Origin of the sequence: Bryobacter aggregatus MPL3 (assembly GCF_000702445.1) — a bacterium.
Classification (GTDB): Bacteria; Acidobacteriota; Terriglobia; order Bryobacterales; family Bryobacteraceae; genus Bryobacter; species Bryobacter aggregatus.
The window spans coordinates 123,522-139,828 of the sequence record NZ_JNIF01000004.1 but is presented as its reverse complement, the minus strand read 5'-3'; the positions used below and the strand labels follow the sequence as shown (position 1 = coordinate 139,828).

The following is a 16,307-nucleotide window of genomic DNA, read 5'->3' as shown; positions in this document are numbered from 1 at the left end:
ATTCTCTTTTTATGACTCTAGCCATCGTTGGAATGGGCTTTATGGGTGCCACGCACCTGAAAGCCGCTGCCGGAATCCCGAATCTAAAACTCGCGGTTGTCTCCCGGGACGACAAGAAGCGCAAGGGCGATCTCTCTTCCGTTGGAGGCAACCTGACAGGGTCCGACAACCAAGTCGACTTCAGCGCCGTGCGCACCTTCAGCAGCTTCCCGGAGATGCTGCTCGACCCCGAGGTCGATGCCGTCGATCTGTGTCTACCGACCGCTTTGCACGAATCCTTCACCATTGAGGCCTTGCGCGCGGGCAAGCATGTGCTCGTCGAAAAGCCGATGGGGCTCGATCGCGCCGCCTGCGATCGAATGATCGAGGAGGCGCAAAAGGCCGATCGCGTGCTGATGGCAGCGCAGGTGTTGCGATTCTTTCCTGCCTATGCTTCGCTCAAGCAATGGGTGGAAAGCGGAGATTCGGGAACCATCCGGACGGCGACGCTGCGCCGCCGTTGCGCCGCGCCGGGTTGGGGCCCCTGGCTGAAAGACAAGGCGCAGTCCGGCGGCGGGGTCTTCGATCTTTTGATCCATGACATCGACATGGCCTTGTACCTTTTCGGAGCGCCGGTGAGCGTCACGGCAACCGGATATGAGAATCTCGAAAAGCAGATCGACGTCCTCGTTGGACAGCTCTACTATCCCGGCTTCACCGTCAACATCTCTGGGGGCTGGCACCATGAGGGTTATCCTTTCTCGATGGAGTTCACGGTGGTCGGCGACAACGGAACCATGGAATATCATGTCCGTGATACACACCCGAGTTTGTTCCAAGCCGGAACGCCAGTGAGCGAAGTGGCGCCGGATGGATCGATCGATGGCTACCAGGCCGAGATCAGTTACTTCCTCGAATGTGCGCGCAAGAATGAGCAGCCTGTGAAGTGCCTCCCGGTCGATTCGGCGCGTTCGGTTGCCCTCGCACTCTTATTACTCGAAAGCCGTACGCGGCACGGAGAAAAGCTTCTATGTCAAATCTAAACCCTTTAGAGACGGGCGTCATTTTCTGGGCTTCCAGCGCGAAGCCAGCCCTCGAACAGATTCAGAAGATCAAAGCACTCGGCGTGCGGTGTGCCCAGATGGGTGTCGCTGGAGACTTTGACCCCACCGGCAAGGCCGCGGAATGGAAAGCCGCCTGTGAGGCCGAGAACTTCACGCTACTGACCGTGACGGCGGCCTACAATGGCGAAGACTACGCCGACATCCCGACCGTCATCCGCACCGTCGGCTTCATCCCTCCTGCCACCCGCGACGAGCGCGAAGCCCGTACGATTGCCCTCTGTGACTTTGCACATGCAGCGGGCATTCCCGTTTTTGCCTGCCACATTGGCTTCGTTCCGCACGACAAGACCAATGCAGACTACATCGCCGTGCAAGGCATGGTGAAACGGATTTGCGATCATTGCGCCGCCAATGGCCAGAACTTCCATCTTGAAACCGGCCAGGAACCAGCAGACGTACTGCTCGATTTCCTGCTCGATACCGCCAAACCGAACCTGCTGATCAACTTCGACCCGGCCAACATGATTCTCTACGGCACCGGCGATCCGATCGAAGCAATGGAGGTGCTGAAGAAGTACATCCATAGCGTGCACGCCAAGGACGGTGACTGGCCCGACAAAACCAAGGCTGGCTCACTCGGCAGCGAGAAGCCACTCGGTAGCGGCAGCGTCGGTATCCCCCGCTTTGTCGCCAAGCTGAAAGAGATTGGCTACACCGGTCCAATCGTGATCGAACGCGAAGGAACCACACCCGAGCAGTGGACCACCGATATGACCGCAGCGCTCCAACTCGTCCAGTCGCTTGTCTGATCTCTGCAATCCCGAAAAGCCGCTGATCGACAAGCTCGGCATCAAACCGGGCTTGCGCATCTCCCTGCTTGGAATTCGGGATTCGGATTTTCTACGCCAAGTCCTACCGCAAGTGGCGAACCCTTCTCAGCATCGCGCAGTGAAGGGTTCGGACTTGATCTTTCTTGGTGTGGAATCGAAGGAACAACTCCAGCGTCTGGCGCCGCTCCGCAAGTACCTCGTGGCAAACGGCAATATCTGGGTGATCTATCCGAAAGGGCAAAAGCACATCACCCAGGCCGACGTGATGGCCGCCATCAAAGAGGCAGGTCTCGTCGACAACAAGACCTGCAGTTTCTCTGTGACGCACACCGGCCTGCGCGCCTGCATTCCGCTGGCTATGCGGGGCGGCAACGCAGCATCGACTCGACGCTGATTTTTACATCGTGCCGGGTGGTGGCCCACGACGACACACTGATGCGCATCGCCTTCCGTCCCTGCCACACCGTTCCCCCACACCAGCACGCCCCATCCCGTTGCACCGCCTCGATCCAGGCTGTCGTCCGCTCATCGCTATCAAGCGCCACCAGCACCTGATTCAACGCGACTTCGTTCAGGATCTGGCAGCCCGCCTCTTCCAGCCTTCCCGCAAAACTCCTGGCATGGTGGCAGCAGCGATCCACCAGTTCCGCCACGCCCTTCTTTCCGAGAGAGCGCAATGCAGCCCAGGCATCGACACCGCGGGCACGGCGAGAAGACTCCGGACTCCGCTGCATCGCCTCAATCGTGCCCCCACTGGGCAGATAGCTCGCCGTCGAACCCATCGCCGCCACCAGTGCCGCAGCGCTTCGCACAAAAGCCACGCCGCTGTCGTAAGGGACATTTAGCCATTTGTGGCAATCGCTCGCCCAGGAATCGGCCTGTTCATAGCCTGCAGCAAGCGGCGCAGAACTGGCCGAGGCGTTCGCCCAAAGTCCAAAAGCTCCATCGACATGCACCCAGGAGCCGGAGGCCCGCGCCAGCGGAATCAGGCTCTCAGCCGGATCAAGCGCACCGGTATTCACATTCCCCGCCTGCAGGCAGACCAAGGCAGGAGTAGTCAGCGTCGGAAAAGCATCAGGACGCATGCGCCCCTGCGAATCCGCTGGAACGCGCAACAGCGAGTCCGTCCCGAATCCAAGCAGGCGCAAAGCCTTCAGCAGCGAAACGTGCGCTTCTTCACCAACAATGACCGGAATGGCCGGAGCGCCAAACATGCCCTTCGCTTCGACATCCCAACCCTGTTCCTGCAGCAGCGAGTGGCGCGCGGCGGCCAGACAAGTGAAATTCGCCATCGTCGCGCCGGTGACAAAAGTGCCCAAGGCCTGCGGAGGAATGCCCAACAGGTCCGCAATCCAACTCAAAGCGATGTCGTCCAACCGCGCCACCACGGGCGACATCACCGCGAGGGCGCTGTTCTGATCCCAGGCCGTGGCCAGCCAATGGGCCGCAGTTGCCGCCGGTAAGGAAGATCCCGTAACGAAGCCAAAGTACCGGCCCCCGCTACTCATCACGCTGGCTGGCGAACCGAAGCGATCGAGTAAGGCTAGAACCTCTTCCTCGGCAAGACCATCGTCGGGCAAGTCACTCTCAAATGCCCCCAAACCCTCCAATGCCTCCGCCGTTGGGAATACCGCGCGGGTCGAACGGTCTTCGGCATATCTCCGTGCGGCGGCGAGTGCCTGCGCATAAAGGTCCATCAGAGCCTCCTGATTCCATTCGGTGTTGCCACAATGACACACACTTTGACGGAGAAATTCATTGATTCCTTCAGTTTAGCGGTACTTTTTGCGCCATCCTAAGAGGATGCGGAGTTCGATTCTCTTACTGGCGTTTCTCTGCCCCACGATCTGGGCGGATGAAGTGAAGATGAAAAACGGCGATCGATTGAGTGGACAGATTGTTCGGCTTGACGATAAGGATTTGCTATTAAAGACGGATTACGCGGGCGATCTGAAGATCAAACGCGAATCCGTCACCGCAATCGAGACGAGTGATCGCGTGAACATCACGCTGAAGGACGGACAGAGTCTCTTCGGTCAATTGCGGATTGCGGACGCGAAAGTCGAAGTTTCGACAGAAACTGCTGGTACCATCCGGGCCAGCGAAAACGACGTTGTCCTGTTCCGCAACAAGGACGATCAGGCCAACTATCTCAAGGAACTCGACCGCCTCCGCAATCCGCGTCTGGTCGATCTCTGGACTGGCACCGTCGACCTCGGCTACGCGCAGGCGCGCGGCAACGCGAGCACCAATACGATTTCCAGCTCGGCCAAAGTGACCCGTTCGACAACCCGAGATGGCATCAACGCGTACTTCTTCTCGCTGTATTCCAACAACAAGAACAATGGCCAGAATGTGCTGGCGGCCAACTCGATCCGCGGCGGCATCAAGTACGATGTCAACATTACCTCGAAGTTCTACGCCTTCGCCTCAACCGATCTCGAATTTGATCAGTTCCAGAGTCTCGATCTTCGTTTTGTTCCTGCCGGCGGTCTGGGTCATCACTTCCTCAAAAACAAGCAAACCGTTTGGGACTTCTATGGCGGTGGATCGTTAAACCGAGAATTCTTTAGCACCGGCCTGAATCGAACCTCTGCCGAAATTCTTGCGGGCAACGACATGTCCCATAAGTTCTTTAAAATCTTCACTTTGTCGGAAAAGACCGTATTCTATAACAACATCACGAACTCGGGTCAGTACCGTATTAACAGCGATATCGCCTTCTCGATTGCGCTGCGGCGTTGGCTCAGCTGGCAGGTTTCTGCGAGCGATCGCTACCTGTCCAATCCGCTACCCGGCCGCAAGAAGAATGATCTTTTGATCACAACCGGTATCCGGTTGAACTTCGCAAAGTAAGCTCAGCGCGGCTGGTCGCGACCTTCCACAGAACAAAGGGGAAGTTCGCGACCAGCGTAATAGAACAGGCTGTAGCGGAAGCCTCGCGATTCCTGATCGGGAACACAGGTGGGATGCTGTGTGAGCCAGACTTCTCTCGCTGAGACCTTACGCTCCAGTTGTGGATAGAGTTGCCACTTCAGGCAACAGATCGCAATCGCCATGGCTGCCACGACCGCAGGCCGTTGCCAACGCCAGGCCAGATAGGCGGCAACAGGCGAAACCAGCAGCCAAATCCAGGCCGTCGTGGGCAGCGAGGCTTTCGACAATCCTTCATCGATCGCCGTCGGAAGCCAGGGAGCCGCTGACGGCAGCAACACCAGAAATCCGGCGGCGAAGCTATAGTGCCAGCGTTGCAGCCGGGGAGCGATTAGAATCGCCAGCGACGGCAACAACGGCAGAACATAAGCAGGGAGCTTGTTCGTCGAGACACTCAGGAAGAAGAGTCCCCAGAGCGCGGTATAGAGATAGGGCTTTTCCGGATTCCGAATCTTGAGCAAAGCGGGCGCCCAGGGGAACAGCAAGCCCAGAAGAACCGGCAGGTAGAACCACCAGGGCTGGACATGCTGCAAGTCCGGAGATAGAAAACGCTGGATGTGATGGCGAACGATGAATTCGTCAAAGAAGGCCCGGCCATTCACCACGTAGCAAGCCACATACCAGGGGGCCGCGGTGAAAACACAAGCCACCCAGTGCCGCCACTCCCGCCAGTAGAGCAGCGCGATGGGCAAACCGAGCACCAAGGGGACCAGGCCCTTCGCCAGCACTGCCGCGCCCAGCGCGACGCCTGCCAGCCAAGGCCTGCCCCGCAGCATCCCCAACAACCAGAGGTTGAAGCAGACGCTCAAGGGAATGTCGGTAACGCCCACCTGCGAAATTGCCAGCCAACCGACCGAGGTGCCGAGGACGAAGGCAGCCTCAAGGCTGGGCAGAGCGAAGAGAAAGCCAAGTCCGAGAAGAGCGATGGGCAGCCGCACGGCCAAGTCTGGCGAAAAACCGAGGCGATCGAAGCTGGCGATCAGCCAATAGGTGAGTGGGGGTTTCTCAAACCAGGCCTCGCCCCACAGCGTCGGTGTGATCCAGTCTCCGCTGGCGGCCATTTGGTGAGCGATTGCGGCGTAGCGCGGCTCGTCGGCACCGAAAATACCACTCGCAGCGAGCAGAAAAAGATAGGGAACCCCGAGCGCGGCCACGAGCCAGACGAGGGGCTTGGACACCCCTCAAGTATAATCAGTGCTTGAACCATGGGTCTTCTCGATATTGCTAAGTTGCCAACTGCGGAGAACTCCGCGATCCGGATGCATGAGTCTGATAACGTTGCCATTGCGCGTGTCCCGCTCAGCGTAGGAGCCACGATTGTGGTCGCCGGAAATCCGGTCGTCGTCCGCGATAACATTCCTGCTGGACATAAGGTCTGCCTCACTGCGATTGCCGCTGGCTCTGCCGCGCGCCGCTATGGCCAGGCCATCGGACGCGCCCGGGTGGATATCGCCCCCGGCCAGCACATCCATGTTCACAACTTGGCCTTCGAAGACCATGAAGTTGGCTTCGAGTTTCCCACCCGAGAAGTCCCCTACCCCGCCCCGCCTGCAATCATGCCCACCTTCCAGGGCTTTGTGCGTGAGGATGGCCGTGTCGGCACCCGCAACTATGTCGCCGTCGTTGCCGCATCCAACTGCGCCGCACACACGGTCGATTGGATTGCGGAGAGCTTCGACCCCGCCAGTCTGCCCGCGAATGTAGACGGCGTGGTGGCCTTTCCGCATGGCGAAGGCTGCGGACACACGATCGGCCCCGACACCGAGCAACTCCGCCGCACTCTCGCTGGCGTCCTGAACCACCCGAATATTGGCGCCGCGCTGATTGTCGGCCTGGGCTGCGAAGTGAACCAGATCGACCACTATCTCGGACCGAACGCCCCCCGCTCCAAGCGCCTGCATGGCCTGACGCTCCAGAGCGCCGGCGGCACACGCGCGGCCGTCGAGGCCTCCCGCAAGCGCATCCAGGAATTTATGGAAGAAATGTCGGCGGAAAAGCGCGTCACGGTCCCAGCCTCGAAGATCCAGTTGGGCCTGAACTGCGGCGGCAGCGACAGCTTCAGCGGCATCACCGCCAACCCCGCGCTCGGCGTCTGCAGCGACATGCTTGCCGCTATTGGCGCCAGTGCCGTACTCGCTGAAACCACCGAATGCTTTGGCGCCGAGCACCTGCTGGTGAAGCGCGCGCGCAATCGTGAGGTTGCCGAAAAGTTCCTCGGCTACATCAATGGCTATAAGAAGTACCTGCGCCAGTTCGGCGGCAGCTTCGACGACAACCCGAGCCCCGGCAATAAGGAAGGCGGCTTGTCAAACATTCTCGAGAAGAGCCTGGGCGCTTCCGCCAAAGCCGGCACCAGCCCGATGATGGATGCCGTCGACTATGCCGAAACCGTCACCTCGCCCGGCTTTGTCTTCATGAATACGCCCGGCTACGATCCGGTCTCGATCACCGGCCTGGCAGCAGGCGGTGTCAATCTGATTGCATTTACCACCGGCCGCGGCAGCGCCATCGGCTTCCCGAATGTGCCGGTCATCAAGATCGCCACCAACACCAGCACTTATAAACGCATGCAGGACAACATGGACGTCAATGCCGGCCGTATTGTCGACGGCGACGCAACTGTCGAGCAAGTGGGCCAGGAGATTTTCGACCTCTGCCTGCGCACCGCCAGCGGCGAGAAGACCTGTGCCGAGCGCCTCGGCCACAAGGAATTCGTTCCGTGGCGCATTGGTCCAGTCCTATAAACTGGAGTCATGCAAACGTTCTTACGCGCGGTGGTGCCGGTTGCACTCACCGCGCTTTGTCTTTTTGGGCAAGACGCCAAGAAGGCAGTCAAGATCAAACCCGGTACGGCCAAGGTCAGTTCGCCGGTTGAGACCACTCCGAAGCTCGATACGGCAAAGCTGATCGACTATCTGCGGCACCTGAATACCTGGACTCCCGAGATCACCGTCGTGGTGAAAGACAGCCAGCCTTCCACCGCGCTCAAGGGCTTTGATGAGGTAACCGTCCGGGCCTCACTCGGCGAGCGCTCGATGGAGCAACGTTACTACGTATCGGCCGACGGGAAGACCATTGTCCGCGGCGACATCCTCGACACCACCGTCCATCCCTTTGCCCGTGAGATCAGCTTGATTCAAAATGTGGGGCATCCCTCGCTTGGCACTCCGGGCGCACCGGTGGTGATCAGCCTCTACACGGACTTCCAATGTCCCTACTGCAAGGACCAGGCCAAGGTGCTGCGCGAGAACCTGACCCAAACTTATCCGAAACAAGTCCGGCTCTTCCTCCACGACTATCCGCTCGAACAGATTCACCCCTGGGCCCGTTCAGCAGCAATTGCGGGCCGGTGCATTGCATTCCAGGGCGAAGAAAACTTCTGGAAGTTTCACGACTGGGTCTTCGACAAACAAGGCACCCTCACGGCGGAAAACCTAAAGCCGGAGATGATGAGCTGGGCTCCCAAAAACGGCATCGACGCGCTGCAACTCTCCCGTTGCTATGACACAAAGGAAACGGAAGCGGGCGTCAACCAGGACATCGAGACCGCACAGAAGCTGGGTCTCAATTCGACGCCCACCCTCTACATCAACGGCCGCAAGATTGCGGGCAGCAATTCCTGGGAGCAACTCAAACGAGTGATCGATCTCGAGTTGAAGTACCAGGAGACTGCCAAGAATGCGGGCGACACCGCCTGCTGCAGCGTCACCCTCGCTACACCCGGAGCCAAATAATTGTCACGCCTGCGCTACTCGATTCTCTTCCTGGCGATGCTTGGCTTCGCCGCCAAATTGCCGGACGGAATCGATGGCCGGCGCATGGTCGACGATGTCCGGCTGCTCTCGAATGAAAAGTACAAAGGCCGCTGGACCGGCACCAAAGAGTTGGACGAGGCGGCACGCTGGATTGCGCACAACTACGAAAAGATGGGCTTGAAGGCACCCTTCGCCGATGCATCCGGCAAGCTCAGTTTCTTTCAGAAGTTTGTCGTCAATACCGAATCAAAGCTTGGGACGCACAATACCCTCAGCGTAGGGAGCGAGAAGCTCAGTGTGGCGAAAGACTTCCTGCCACGCATCTTCTCCTCCTCGGGCGAGGTGAGCGCGCCGTTAGTGTTTGCCGGGTATGGCATCACCGCTCACGAATACCACTACGACGACTATGCCGGCCTTGATGTCAAAGGCAAGATTGTCGTCGTGCTCCGCCTGGAGCCCCAGGATGGCGACCAGAACAGTGTTTTCCTCGGCACCGAAAGAACCCGCCACGCCAATCTCGAAGGCAAGGCGATCAATGCCAAACTGCATGGCGCCGCCGGAATGATCGTCTTGAACAACACCGCGGTCTTCCCCGGCGAGGAGAACAAGCTCGATCCTTTCGGCAATGAGAGTGGACCACTGTCGGTCGGGATTCCGGTGGTGCAGGTGAAAACAAGCATCGCCGAAAAATGGATCGCCGCCGCAGGCCATGACTTGAAAGCCATGGTTCGTACGATCGACCAGAATCTCGAACCCCAGAGCTTCGCCTTCCCCGACTCGTTGCACGGGCATCTGCGGGTCGACATCAACCGGATCATGAAGCCCACCTGGAATGTCGCCGCCTATCTCCCCGGAGAGACCAGCGAGTACATCGTGATTGGAGCTCACTATGATCACCTCGGCGTCGGCCGTCAATTTTCGATGGCCCCCAGCGAGGCGGGCAAGATCCATCCCGGCGCCGACGACAATGCGAGCGGCACGGCAGCCGTACTCGAACTGGCGCGTCACTTCAAGAGTCTGCCCAAGCCGAAGCGCGGCATTCTGTTTGCGCACTTCTCCGGCGAAGAACTCGGGCTGCTCGGCTCCAGCTACATGACCGCTCATATGCCGCTCGACCTGGCCAACTGCACCAGCATGGTGAATCTCGACATGATCGGGCGCATGACCAACGGCAAGCTATTTATCGCAGGAGCCGCCAGCGGGTCTGGCTTCCAGTCCATCCTCGAAAACCTGCTCCAGGCGGACCCGGCGATCCATCCGGACTTCAGCGAGAATCTGAATATCGGAGGGAGCGATCACACCTCGTTCAGCTCCAAGCAGATTCCGACCCTGTTCTTTTTCACCGGACTCCATCCGGACTATCACAAACCTTCCGACACCTGGGAGAAGTTCGATCCGGTTGCCTACCAACAGGTAGTTCGCTTGGTTGCAGCGACGGTGAGTGAGCTCGAAGCGGCGCCGAAACGCCCGGAATTTCGCCGGGTCGAGACGGCGGCAGCCCCCAGTGGCGGCGGAGGCGGCTACGGCCCCTACTTCGGCAGTGTCCCTGATTTTGCCGAAGTATCGAATGGGGTCCGTTTCGCCGATGTCCGCGCGGGAAGCCCTGCCGAGAAGGGTGGGATTCGGGCTGGAGACGTGCTGACAGAATTCGATGGCAAGAAAGTGGCCAGCCTGCAAGACTATACCTATCTCCTGCGAGCCAAAAAGCCAGGAGACACCGTTCGCGTTAAGGTAAACCGTTTCGATCAATCGTATGAATTCTCAGTGGTACTGGGAATCCGAAAGTAATCTGGCGTCCTAGTAGAATCAGAGAAATACTTTAAGGAAAGATCGCCATCCCGCCGATTAGCCTAAGAAGAGCCTCTAGAGCGTACAATGCCCATCACGACCATGCCCATCCAACGTGCCTCCAAGACTTGGAGCCTGCCCCCCTTAATCCTCCATCCCTTTGCCGAGGCGGCCGGCCCGGATAAGTTGGTGGAGAGTTCACGTGCCAGTCTGATGCTGCAAGGCCTGCTCCCCAGCGGGGAAATTTCACGTGACGAGTTGGATCGCAGGTTGATTGACGGGCGTTTCTGCGAGATTCGCATGTTGTTCTATGTCGGCAAAGATCTTCTGCGCTGGATTGAGCAATGTATGGAACTGGTGGAACGCGATGAAGATCTGAAGCGAGTGGGATTCTGTTATCAATCCTTTGCCGCCATTCTCACCGAAGACCCGCCGCGCAACATCCGTGAAAAGTTAAAAAATTGGGGCGTTGCCGATCATAAAAGTATCTTCACCCGCGCACTGGGGCTCAACGCCATTTTCAATGAAGTGCCGCAGCGCCATGGGGTGACGGACGAATTCATCCGGCACTATTACCGCTACGCCGACCAACTCTTTGCCTGCCGTCAGTTGCTTTGGAGTTTTGGCGAAATCAAAGCCAATCAGTTCGATTTTGATCTCTACGCCTCTGGCGAGTATTCGCGAATGCTCGAGCGGGAGTGGAGTGCGGACTTTAGCGACGGCTTTGAATCATAATGATTGCATGCCACTTCCCCGGATGCTCCGCGTCCGCCAAAGTTTCCCTGATCGCGCTGTAAAAGACATCCCAGCCACAGTCGCCGCCGAGTTGCGGAGCGCGGATTTTGCCTCAAAGCTGAAGCCTGGTTCTTCCGTCGCCATTGGCGTCGGGAGCCGGGGCATTGCCAACATCGCCACCATCGTGCGCGCTGTTGTCGATTACTGGAAATCTGTCGGGATGAAGCCCTTCATCTTCCCCGCGATGGGAAGCCATGGAGCCGCCTCCCCCGAAGGCCAGGCCATGGTGCTTGGCAAATACAAGATTAATGAAGAGACGATGGGATGCCCGGTCCGGAGCCAACTGGAAGTTGTCGCTCTCGGCACCACGCCCGAAGGGATCACCGCCTATCTCGACAAGCTCGCCTATGAAAGCGATGGTGTCATGTTGGTCGGCCGCGTCAAATGGCACACCGACTTTGAGGGCATCATCGAGAGCGGTCTCTATAAGATGATGGCGATCGGGCTCGGTAAGTTTGCCGGTGCGCAGTACTATCACACCTTTGCTTACAAGATTGGGCTGGGCACGATGATCCGTAGCGTGGGCCGCCAGGTTCTGGCCAGTGGCAAGATTCTGGGTGGTCTCGCGATTCTCGAAGATGCGAACCACTCCACCGCACAGCTCACCGCAGTGCCGGTGGAAGAGATGGAAGCACGCGAAGAACAGTTGCTCGAGCTGGTGAAGAGCTGGCAGGGCCATGTCCCAGTCCAGGAACTCGACATCCTGATCCTTGACGAAATTGGCAAGGAGATCTCCGGCGCCGGCATGGATACCAAAGTGGTGAACCGCGGCGTCAATGGCGAATACAACCCGTGGCAGGGACCGCCGAAGATCCACCGCGTCTTTGTGCGCGATTTGAGCAAGGATACCTATGGCAGCGCGGTCGGCATGGGCATGGCCGACGTCATCCATTCGCGCATTCTCCCGAAGATTGATTGGAAGCCAACGCAGATCAATTCGCTGACTGCCTCTTCGCCTTCCGCCATCCGTACCCCCGTGCACTTTGATACCGACCGCGAATGCCTCGAACGCTTTCTCCCGACGGTTGGCAAGCATGACCTCAGCCAGGTCACCATCGTCCGTATCAAGAACACACTCGGGCTTGTCGATCTCGAAATGAGCGAGAATCTGCGCGCCGAAATCGAAGCCAATCCGAATCTCACCATTGTCGAAGGGCCGTATGACTTCCCGCTCGACGACGCCGGCAACATGTTGCCGCTCGAGGCGTCTCATGGCCACTGAGCAGGACCCGTCGGCAGCCAAAACGATTGAGCAGGATCTGGACGAGTTGGAAAGAATCGTTTCCCATCTCGAAAAGGACAGCATGGGTCTCGAGGAGTCAATCAGCCTCTTTGAGAAGGGGGTTGCATTGAGTGAATCGGCGAAGAAGCGCCTGGACGAGGCAGAAACGCGCGTCGAAATTCTGATGAAGCGCGGCAGCAAGGTGGAAGCGGAGCCGTTCAGCAAATGACGTTGAAGGAATATCTTGCCAACCGGGTTGAAATTGTCGAGCGGACCCTCCATACCTGGGTGCCTGCCGAGACGGTCGAGCCGGAAGTGATTCATCGCGCCATGCGCTATAGCCTCTTTGCCGGCGGCAAACGGATTCGTCCGGTGCTGTGCATGGCCGCAGGCGACGTCATCCAACCTGGCGCAGACGGCATTGCCGACGCCGCCGTCACGCTCGAGATGATCCACACCTATTCACTGATCCACGACGATCTGCCGGCTCTCGACAATGACGATCTGCGCCGTGGACAACCCACGAATCACAAGGTTTTCGGCGAAGCGATGGCCATCCTGGCCGGGGACTCGCTGCTGACACTGGCCTTCCAGGTGCTAGGTTCGCTACAGCATGTCAGTGCGGAAGTGCGCAGTCAGCTGGTGGTGGAGCTAGCCTCGGCCAGCGGTACGGTACGCGGGATGATTGGCGGCCAGGTACACGATATCGAGGGCGAAGGCATGCAGCCGAATGCGGCGTTGCTCGAGAAAATCCATCGCGCCAAGACCGGCGCGCTGCTCCGGGCCAGCGTCCGCATGGGGGCGATCTACGCCGGTGCGAACGCCGAGCAATTGGCAGCTCTTAGTGAATACGGTGAACATACCGGACTCGCATTCCAGATTGTCGATGACATCCTCGACATTGAAGAATCGAGCGAAGCGCTCGGCAAGACAGCGGGTAAGGATCTTTACCAGCAAAAGATCACCTTCCCTGCCGTTTATGGACTTGCCGAGTCGAAGAGAATGGCGGAAGAAGAGCGCCAAAAGGCCCACGCGGCCCTTGCTCCTTTCGGCGACCGTGCCACCCGTCTGATCGAGATCGCCGATCTCATTGTGGACCGCAAGTCTTGAAGCAGCGGCTCGACCAGATGCTGGTGGAGCGCGGACTGGTTTCCACCCGCGAGAAAGCCAAGGCGCTGATCCTCGCGGGCAAGGTACTCGTCAATGGACAAAAGATTGACAAGGCCGGCGCCGGTGTTGTACCGGAGTCGGCTATTGATCTTCTGGAGCAACTCCGCTATGTCAGCCGTGGAGGACTCAAGCTGGAAGGCGCGCTGCGCGACTTTGCAATCGACCCAACGGGCCGCATCGCAATCGACATCGGCACCTCAACGGGTGGCTTTACCGATTGCCTGCTCCAGCACGGCGCCACACGAGTCCATTGTGTCGATGTCGGCGCGACGCAAATCGATTGGAAGCTCAAGACCGATCCCCGCGTAGTTCTCCACGAACACCAGAATGCGCGGCTGATCGAGCCTTCCGTCATTGGCGAACTCGCGAGTCTGCTGGTCTGCGATGTGAGTTTTATTAGCGTCACGCTGTTGCTCGACCGCTTCCCTGCCCTGCTCGAGCCCGCAGGAGAAATGGTCATCCTCGTCAAGCCGCAGTTTGAGGTGGGCAGAGCCGATGTCGGCAAGGGGGGCATTGTGCGCGAAGATAGTCTGCACCAGGCTGCCTGCGACAAGGTAGAATCTGCGTTACGCGCGCTCGGGTATACGACGCGACTGCTCCCCAGTCCGATCCTGGGTGGCAAAGGGAATCGGGAGTTTTTGTTGCATGCCAGACCAAGTCGCTGACATCCAGTCTGTTGGGATCATTTCGAAGCCAAATGTGCCGCGAGCACGCAGTATTGTGCCCGGGCTGGTCGACTGGCTGGCCCAACGCAATATCTCGATCCGGGCAGATGAAGAAACCGCCCACTATGCGCAGCTTCGCGAGTGGGTTCCCAGGGAACGGGTTCCGGTCGACACACAACTCGTCATCGTACTTGGTGGCGACGGCACCCTTTTGAGCGCAGCCCGGGCCATTGGAGGCATGGACATTCCACTGCTCGCGGTGAATCTGGGAGGGCTTGGCTTTCTTACTTCCGTCACGGTCGAGGAACTCTACCCCGAACTCGAACGGACCCTGCAAGGGGAACAACGCATTGGAATGCGCCGGATGCTCCGGGTGGAGATCCACCGTGGTGGTTCTCGTGTATCCTCATACGAGGCGCTCAACGACGCCGTCATCACCAAGACGTCGTTAGCGCGCATGATTGACGTGGCTGTCCATGTAGATTCCCACTTTGTCTCGAGTTACAAAGCGGATGGATTGATTGTTTCGACGCCCACCGGTTCAACTGCGTATTCGCTGAGCGCGGGGGGGCCGATCATCTTTCCTCAAGTGGATGCCATCAGTGTTACCCCTATCTGCCCTCATATGCTGACTCACCGGCCCGTGATTGTTCCGGGAGACAGCGTGATCCGGTTGGAGAATCGCGCCATGGATCGCGATGCGTATCTCACAATCGATGGTCAGGTTGGCGAACCGCTGCTGGCTGGGGATGAAGTCCTTTGCGAACGCAGTCCGTTCGCAATTCGTCTGATCCGTCCGCCCAAGATGTTGTTCTTCGATGTACTCCGCGAAAAACTGAAATGGGGCGAACGTTGAAAAAGATATCACTTACATCCTGGATCTTCATTGCGATGGCAACCGGCATCGTACTCGGCATCGCAGTACCGGACTTTGCAAAGGAACTGGCGCCTGTATCGAGCGTCTTCCTCCGGCTGATTAAGAGCATCATCGCTCCGCTTGTCTTTGCCACCCTGGTCTACGGCATCGCTGGCACAGGCAGCGCCAAGACCATGGGCCGCATTGGTCTGAAGTCGATTCTCTATTTTGAGGTGGTAACAACCATCGCGCTGTTCCTCGGGCTGGCCGCAGTGAATCTGGTGAAGCCCGGCATCGGCGTCAATCTCCCGCACGAGACGGCGCAACTTGCCGCCAACAAGGTTACGCTTTCGGGAATGCTCGAGCACACTTTCCCCAGTTCCATCATTGAGGCGATGTCCAAAGGCGAAGTGCTGCAGATCGTCATCTTTGCCTTCATCTTCGGCACGGCCTGCACCACCATCGGCACCAAGGCCAAGAGCGTTGTCGATTGGTGCAAGAGTCTCAGCGACATCATGTTCGAGTACACGAAGTTCATCATGTACTTTGCCCCCTTTGGCGTCGGTGCGGCCATGGCTGTGACCATCGGCAGCAAGGGCATTGGAGTTCTCTTCAACCTGGGACAGTTGATCGCCACCCTCTTCGCGTCCTTGCTGATCTTCGTTGTCGTGGTGCTGGGAGCGGTGATGGTGATCTTCAAGATCCCGATGCGGCGCTTTATCCAGGCCGTCAAAGATCCCTATATTCTGGCCTTCTCAACCGCTTCAAGCGAAGCCGCCCTGCCGCAGGCCATGGAGAATATGGAGCGGTTCGGTGTTCCGAAACATATCGTCAGTTTCGTTCTGCCCACCGGCTATAGCTTCAATCTCGACGGCTCCACGCTCTACCTCAGCCTCGCTAGCGTCTTCATCGCGCAGGCAGCCGGCGTCGAGATGAGCTTTGGCACACAGCTCATGATGATGCTCACCCTGATGCTCACTTCCAAGGGCGTAGCCGCCGTGCCACGGGCCTCGATGGTGGTGCTCAGCGGTACGCTTGCGACCTTCGACTTACCGCTCGAGGGCGTTGCGCTCGTGATGGGCGTAGACACGATCATGGATATGGCCCGCACCAGCGTGAACCTGCTCGGCAACTGCCTGGCGACGGCAGCAGTCGCCAAATGGGAAGGTGTCGAACTGCCCACCGGCGATCTCGAACCGATCGAAGCCGCCATCGAGGCTCCGGTCTAGCTGGTCATCTGACCAGATTA

Annotated in this window: 16 protein-coding genes; 14 read left to right on the top strand and 2 right to left on the bottom strand. The window is 58.5% G+C overall.

Features of this window, described 5'->3' with window-relative positions; genetic code table 11:
- Positions 1-11: 11 nt before the first annotated feature.
- From M017_RS28025 to M017_RS0120235, 3 genes are read left to right on the top strand one after another with little or no spacing between them, the layout of a single operon-like run.
- Positions 12-1,022 carry a Gfo/Idh/MocA family protein gene (locus tag M017_RS28025; protein ID WP_080508041.1) on the top strand — a complete coding sequence of 337 codons (1,011 nt, stop codon included), beginning with the start codon at positions 12-14 and terminating at the stop codon, positions 1,020-1,022.
- A complete protein-coding gene (locus tag M017_RS0120240) occupies positions 1,010-1,852 on the top strand; it encodes a sugar phosphate isomerase/epimerase family protein (RefSeq protein WP_031499990.1) in 843 nt (280 codons plus the stop codon). The genes M017_RS28025 and M017_RS0120240 overlap by 13 nt, the downstream gene beginning before the upstream one ends.
- Positions 1,845-2,267, top strand: coding sequence for a DUF3052 family protein (locus M017_RS0120235; RefSeq protein WP_031499989.1), 423 nt, complete (start codon positions 1,845-1,847; stop codon positions 2,265-2,267). Before M017_RS0120240 ends, M017_RS0120235 begins: the two co-directional genes overlap by 8 nt.
- On the opposite strand, the gene M017_RS0120230 is transcribed toward M017_RS0120235, so the two are convergent.
- The gene (locus M017_RS0120230; protein ID WP_035958719.1) at positions 2,230-3,570 is read right to left on the bottom strand and encodes a pyridoxal phosphate-dependent decarboxylase family protein; all 1,341 of its coding nucleotides are present in this window, start codon (positions 3,568-3,570) and stop codon (positions 2,230-2,232) included. The genes M017_RS0120235 and M017_RS0120230 overlap by 38 nt on opposite strands.
- Positions 3,571-3,676: 106 nt before the next feature.
- On the opposite strand from M017_RS0120230, the gene M017_RS0120225 reads away from it, so the two are divergent.
- Positions 3,677-4,729: a DUF481 domain-containing protein gene (locus M017_RS0120225; protein ID WP_031499987.1), complete on the top strand. Its 1,053-nt coding sequence runs from the start codon at positions 3,677-3,679 to the stop codon at positions 4,727-4,729.
- A gap of 2 nt (positions 4,730-4,731) precedes the next feature.
- On the opposite strand, the gene M017_RS0120220 is transcribed toward M017_RS0120225, so the two are convergent.
- Positions 4,732-5,985, bottom strand: coding sequence for a glycosyltransferase family protein (locus M017_RS0120220; protein ID WP_031499986.1), 1,254 nt, complete (start codon positions 5,983-5,985; stop codon positions 4,732-4,734).
- 27 nt (positions 5,986-6,012) lie between these two features.
- Between M017_RS0120220 and M017_RS0120215 the strand changes: the two genes are divergently transcribed.
- The 10 genes from M017_RS0120215 to M017_RS0120170 all read left to right on the top strand — a co-directional run bounded on the left by M017_RS0120215 (position 6,013) and on the right by M017_RS0120170 (position 16,287).
- On the top strand, positions 6,013-7,551 hold the full coding sequence (locus tag M017_RS0120215) for a UxaA family hydrolase (RefSeq protein ID WP_031499985.1): 1,539 nt from the start codon (positions 6,013-6,015) through the stop codon (positions 7,549-7,551).
- 9 nt (positions 7,552-7,560) lie between these two features.
- Positions 7,561-8,541 carry a DsbA family protein gene (locus tag M017_RS0120210; protein WP_031499984.1) on the top strand — a complete coding sequence of 327 codons (981 nt, stop codon included), beginning with the start codon at positions 7,561-7,563 and terminating at the stop codon, positions 8,539-8,541.
- Positions 8,542-10,350, top strand: a complete 1,809-nt coding sequence (locus tag M017_RS0120205) for a M20/M25/M40 family metallo-hydrolase (RefSeq protein WP_031499983.1) — start codon at positions 8,542-8,544, stop codon at positions 10,348-10,350.
- A gap of 87 nt (positions 10,351-10,437) precedes the next feature.
- Positions 10,438-11,085: a hypothetical protein gene (locus M017_RS0120200; protein ID WP_031499982.1), complete on the top strand. Its 648-nt coding sequence runs from the start codon at positions 10,438-10,440 to the stop codon at positions 11,083-11,085.
- 7 nt (positions 11,086-11,092) lie between these two features.
- A complete protein-coding gene (locus M017_RS0120195; RefSeq protein WP_031499981.1) occupies positions 11,093-12,367 on the top strand; it encodes a nickel pincer cofactor-dependent isomerase, group 22 in 1,275 nt (424 codons plus the stop codon).
- Positions 12,357-12,596: an exodeoxyribonuclease VII small subunit gene (xseB, locus tag M017_RS0120190; RefSeq protein WP_031499980.1), complete on the top strand. Its 240-nt coding sequence runs from the start codon at positions 12,357-12,359 to the stop codon at positions 12,594-12,596. The genes M017_RS0120195 and xseB overlap by 11 nt, the downstream gene beginning before the upstream one ends.
- Positions 12,593-13,477, top strand: coding sequence for a polyprenyl synthetase family protein (locus tag M017_RS0120185; protein WP_031499979.1), 885 nt, complete (start codon positions 12,593-12,595; stop codon positions 13,475-13,477). The genes xseB and M017_RS0120185 overlap by 4 nt, the downstream gene beginning before the upstream one ends.
- Positions 13,474-14,202 (top strand): TlyA family RNA methyltransferase, encoded by a 729-nt coding sequence (locus M017_RS0120180; protein ID WP_031499978.1) that lies wholly within the window; start codon positions 13,474-13,476, stop codon positions 14,200-14,202. Before M017_RS0120185 ends, M017_RS0120180 begins: the two co-directional genes overlap by 4 nt.
- On the top strand, positions 14,183-15,058 hold the full coding sequence (locus M017_RS0120175; protein WP_051670657.1) for an NAD(+)/NADH kinase: 876 nt from the start codon (positions 14,183-14,185) through the stop codon (positions 15,056-15,058). The genes M017_RS0120180 and M017_RS0120175 overlap by 20 nt, the downstream gene beginning before the upstream one ends.
- The gene (locus M017_RS0120170; RefSeq protein WP_051670656.1) at positions 15,055-16,287 is read left to right on the top strand and encodes a dicarboxylate/amino acid:cation symporter; all 1,233 of its coding nucleotides are present in this window, start codon (positions 15,055-15,057) and stop codon (positions 16,285-16,287) included. The genes M017_RS0120175 and M017_RS0120170 overlap by 4 nt, the downstream gene beginning before the upstream one ends.
- Positions 16,288-16,307: the final 20 nt, after the last annotated feature.

Coding starts and splice junctions, on each gene's coding strand:
- M017_RS0120185 (WP_031499979.1), top strand. CDS start 12,593: ATGACGTTGAAGGAATATCTTGCCAACCGGGTTGAAATTGTCGAGCGG.
- M017_RS0120230 (WP_035958719.1), bottom strand. CDS start 3,570: ATGGACCTTTATGCGCAGGCACTCGCCGCCGCACGGAGATATGCCGAA.
- M017_RS0120195 (WP_031499981.1), top strand. CDS start 11,093: ATGCCACTTCCCCGGATGCTCCGCGTCCGCCAAAGTTTCCCTGATCGC.
- M017_RS0120210 (WP_031499984.1), top strand. CDS start 7,561: ATGCAAACGTTCTTACGCGCGGTGGTGCCGGTTGCACTCACCGCGCTT.
- M017_RS0120240 (WP_031499990.1), top strand. CDS start 1,010: ATGTCAAATCTAAACCCTTTAGAGACGGGCGTCATTTTCTGGGCTTCC.
- M017_RS0120200 (WP_031499982.1), top strand. CDS start 10,438: ATGCCCATCACGACCATGCCCATCCAACGTGCCTCCAAGACTTGGAGC.
- M017_RS0120215 (WP_031499985.1), top strand. CDS start 6,013: ATGGGTCTTCTCGATATTGCTAAGTTGCCAACTGCGGAGAACTCCGCG.
- M017_RS0120175 (WP_051670657.1), top strand. CDS start 14,183: ATGCCAGACCAAGTCGCTGACATCCAGTCTGTTGGGATCATTTCGAAG.
- xseB (WP_031499980.1), top strand. CDS start 12,357: ATGGCCACTGAGCAGGACCCGTCGGCAGCCAAAACGATTGAGCAGGAT.
- M017_RS0120225 (WP_031499987.1), top strand. CDS start 3,677: ATGCGGAGTTCGATTCTCTTACTGGCGTTTCTCTGCCCCACGATCTGG.
- M017_RS28025 (WP_080508041.1), top strand. CDS start 12: ATGACTCTAGCCATCGTTGGAATGGGCTTTATGGGTGCCACGCACCTG.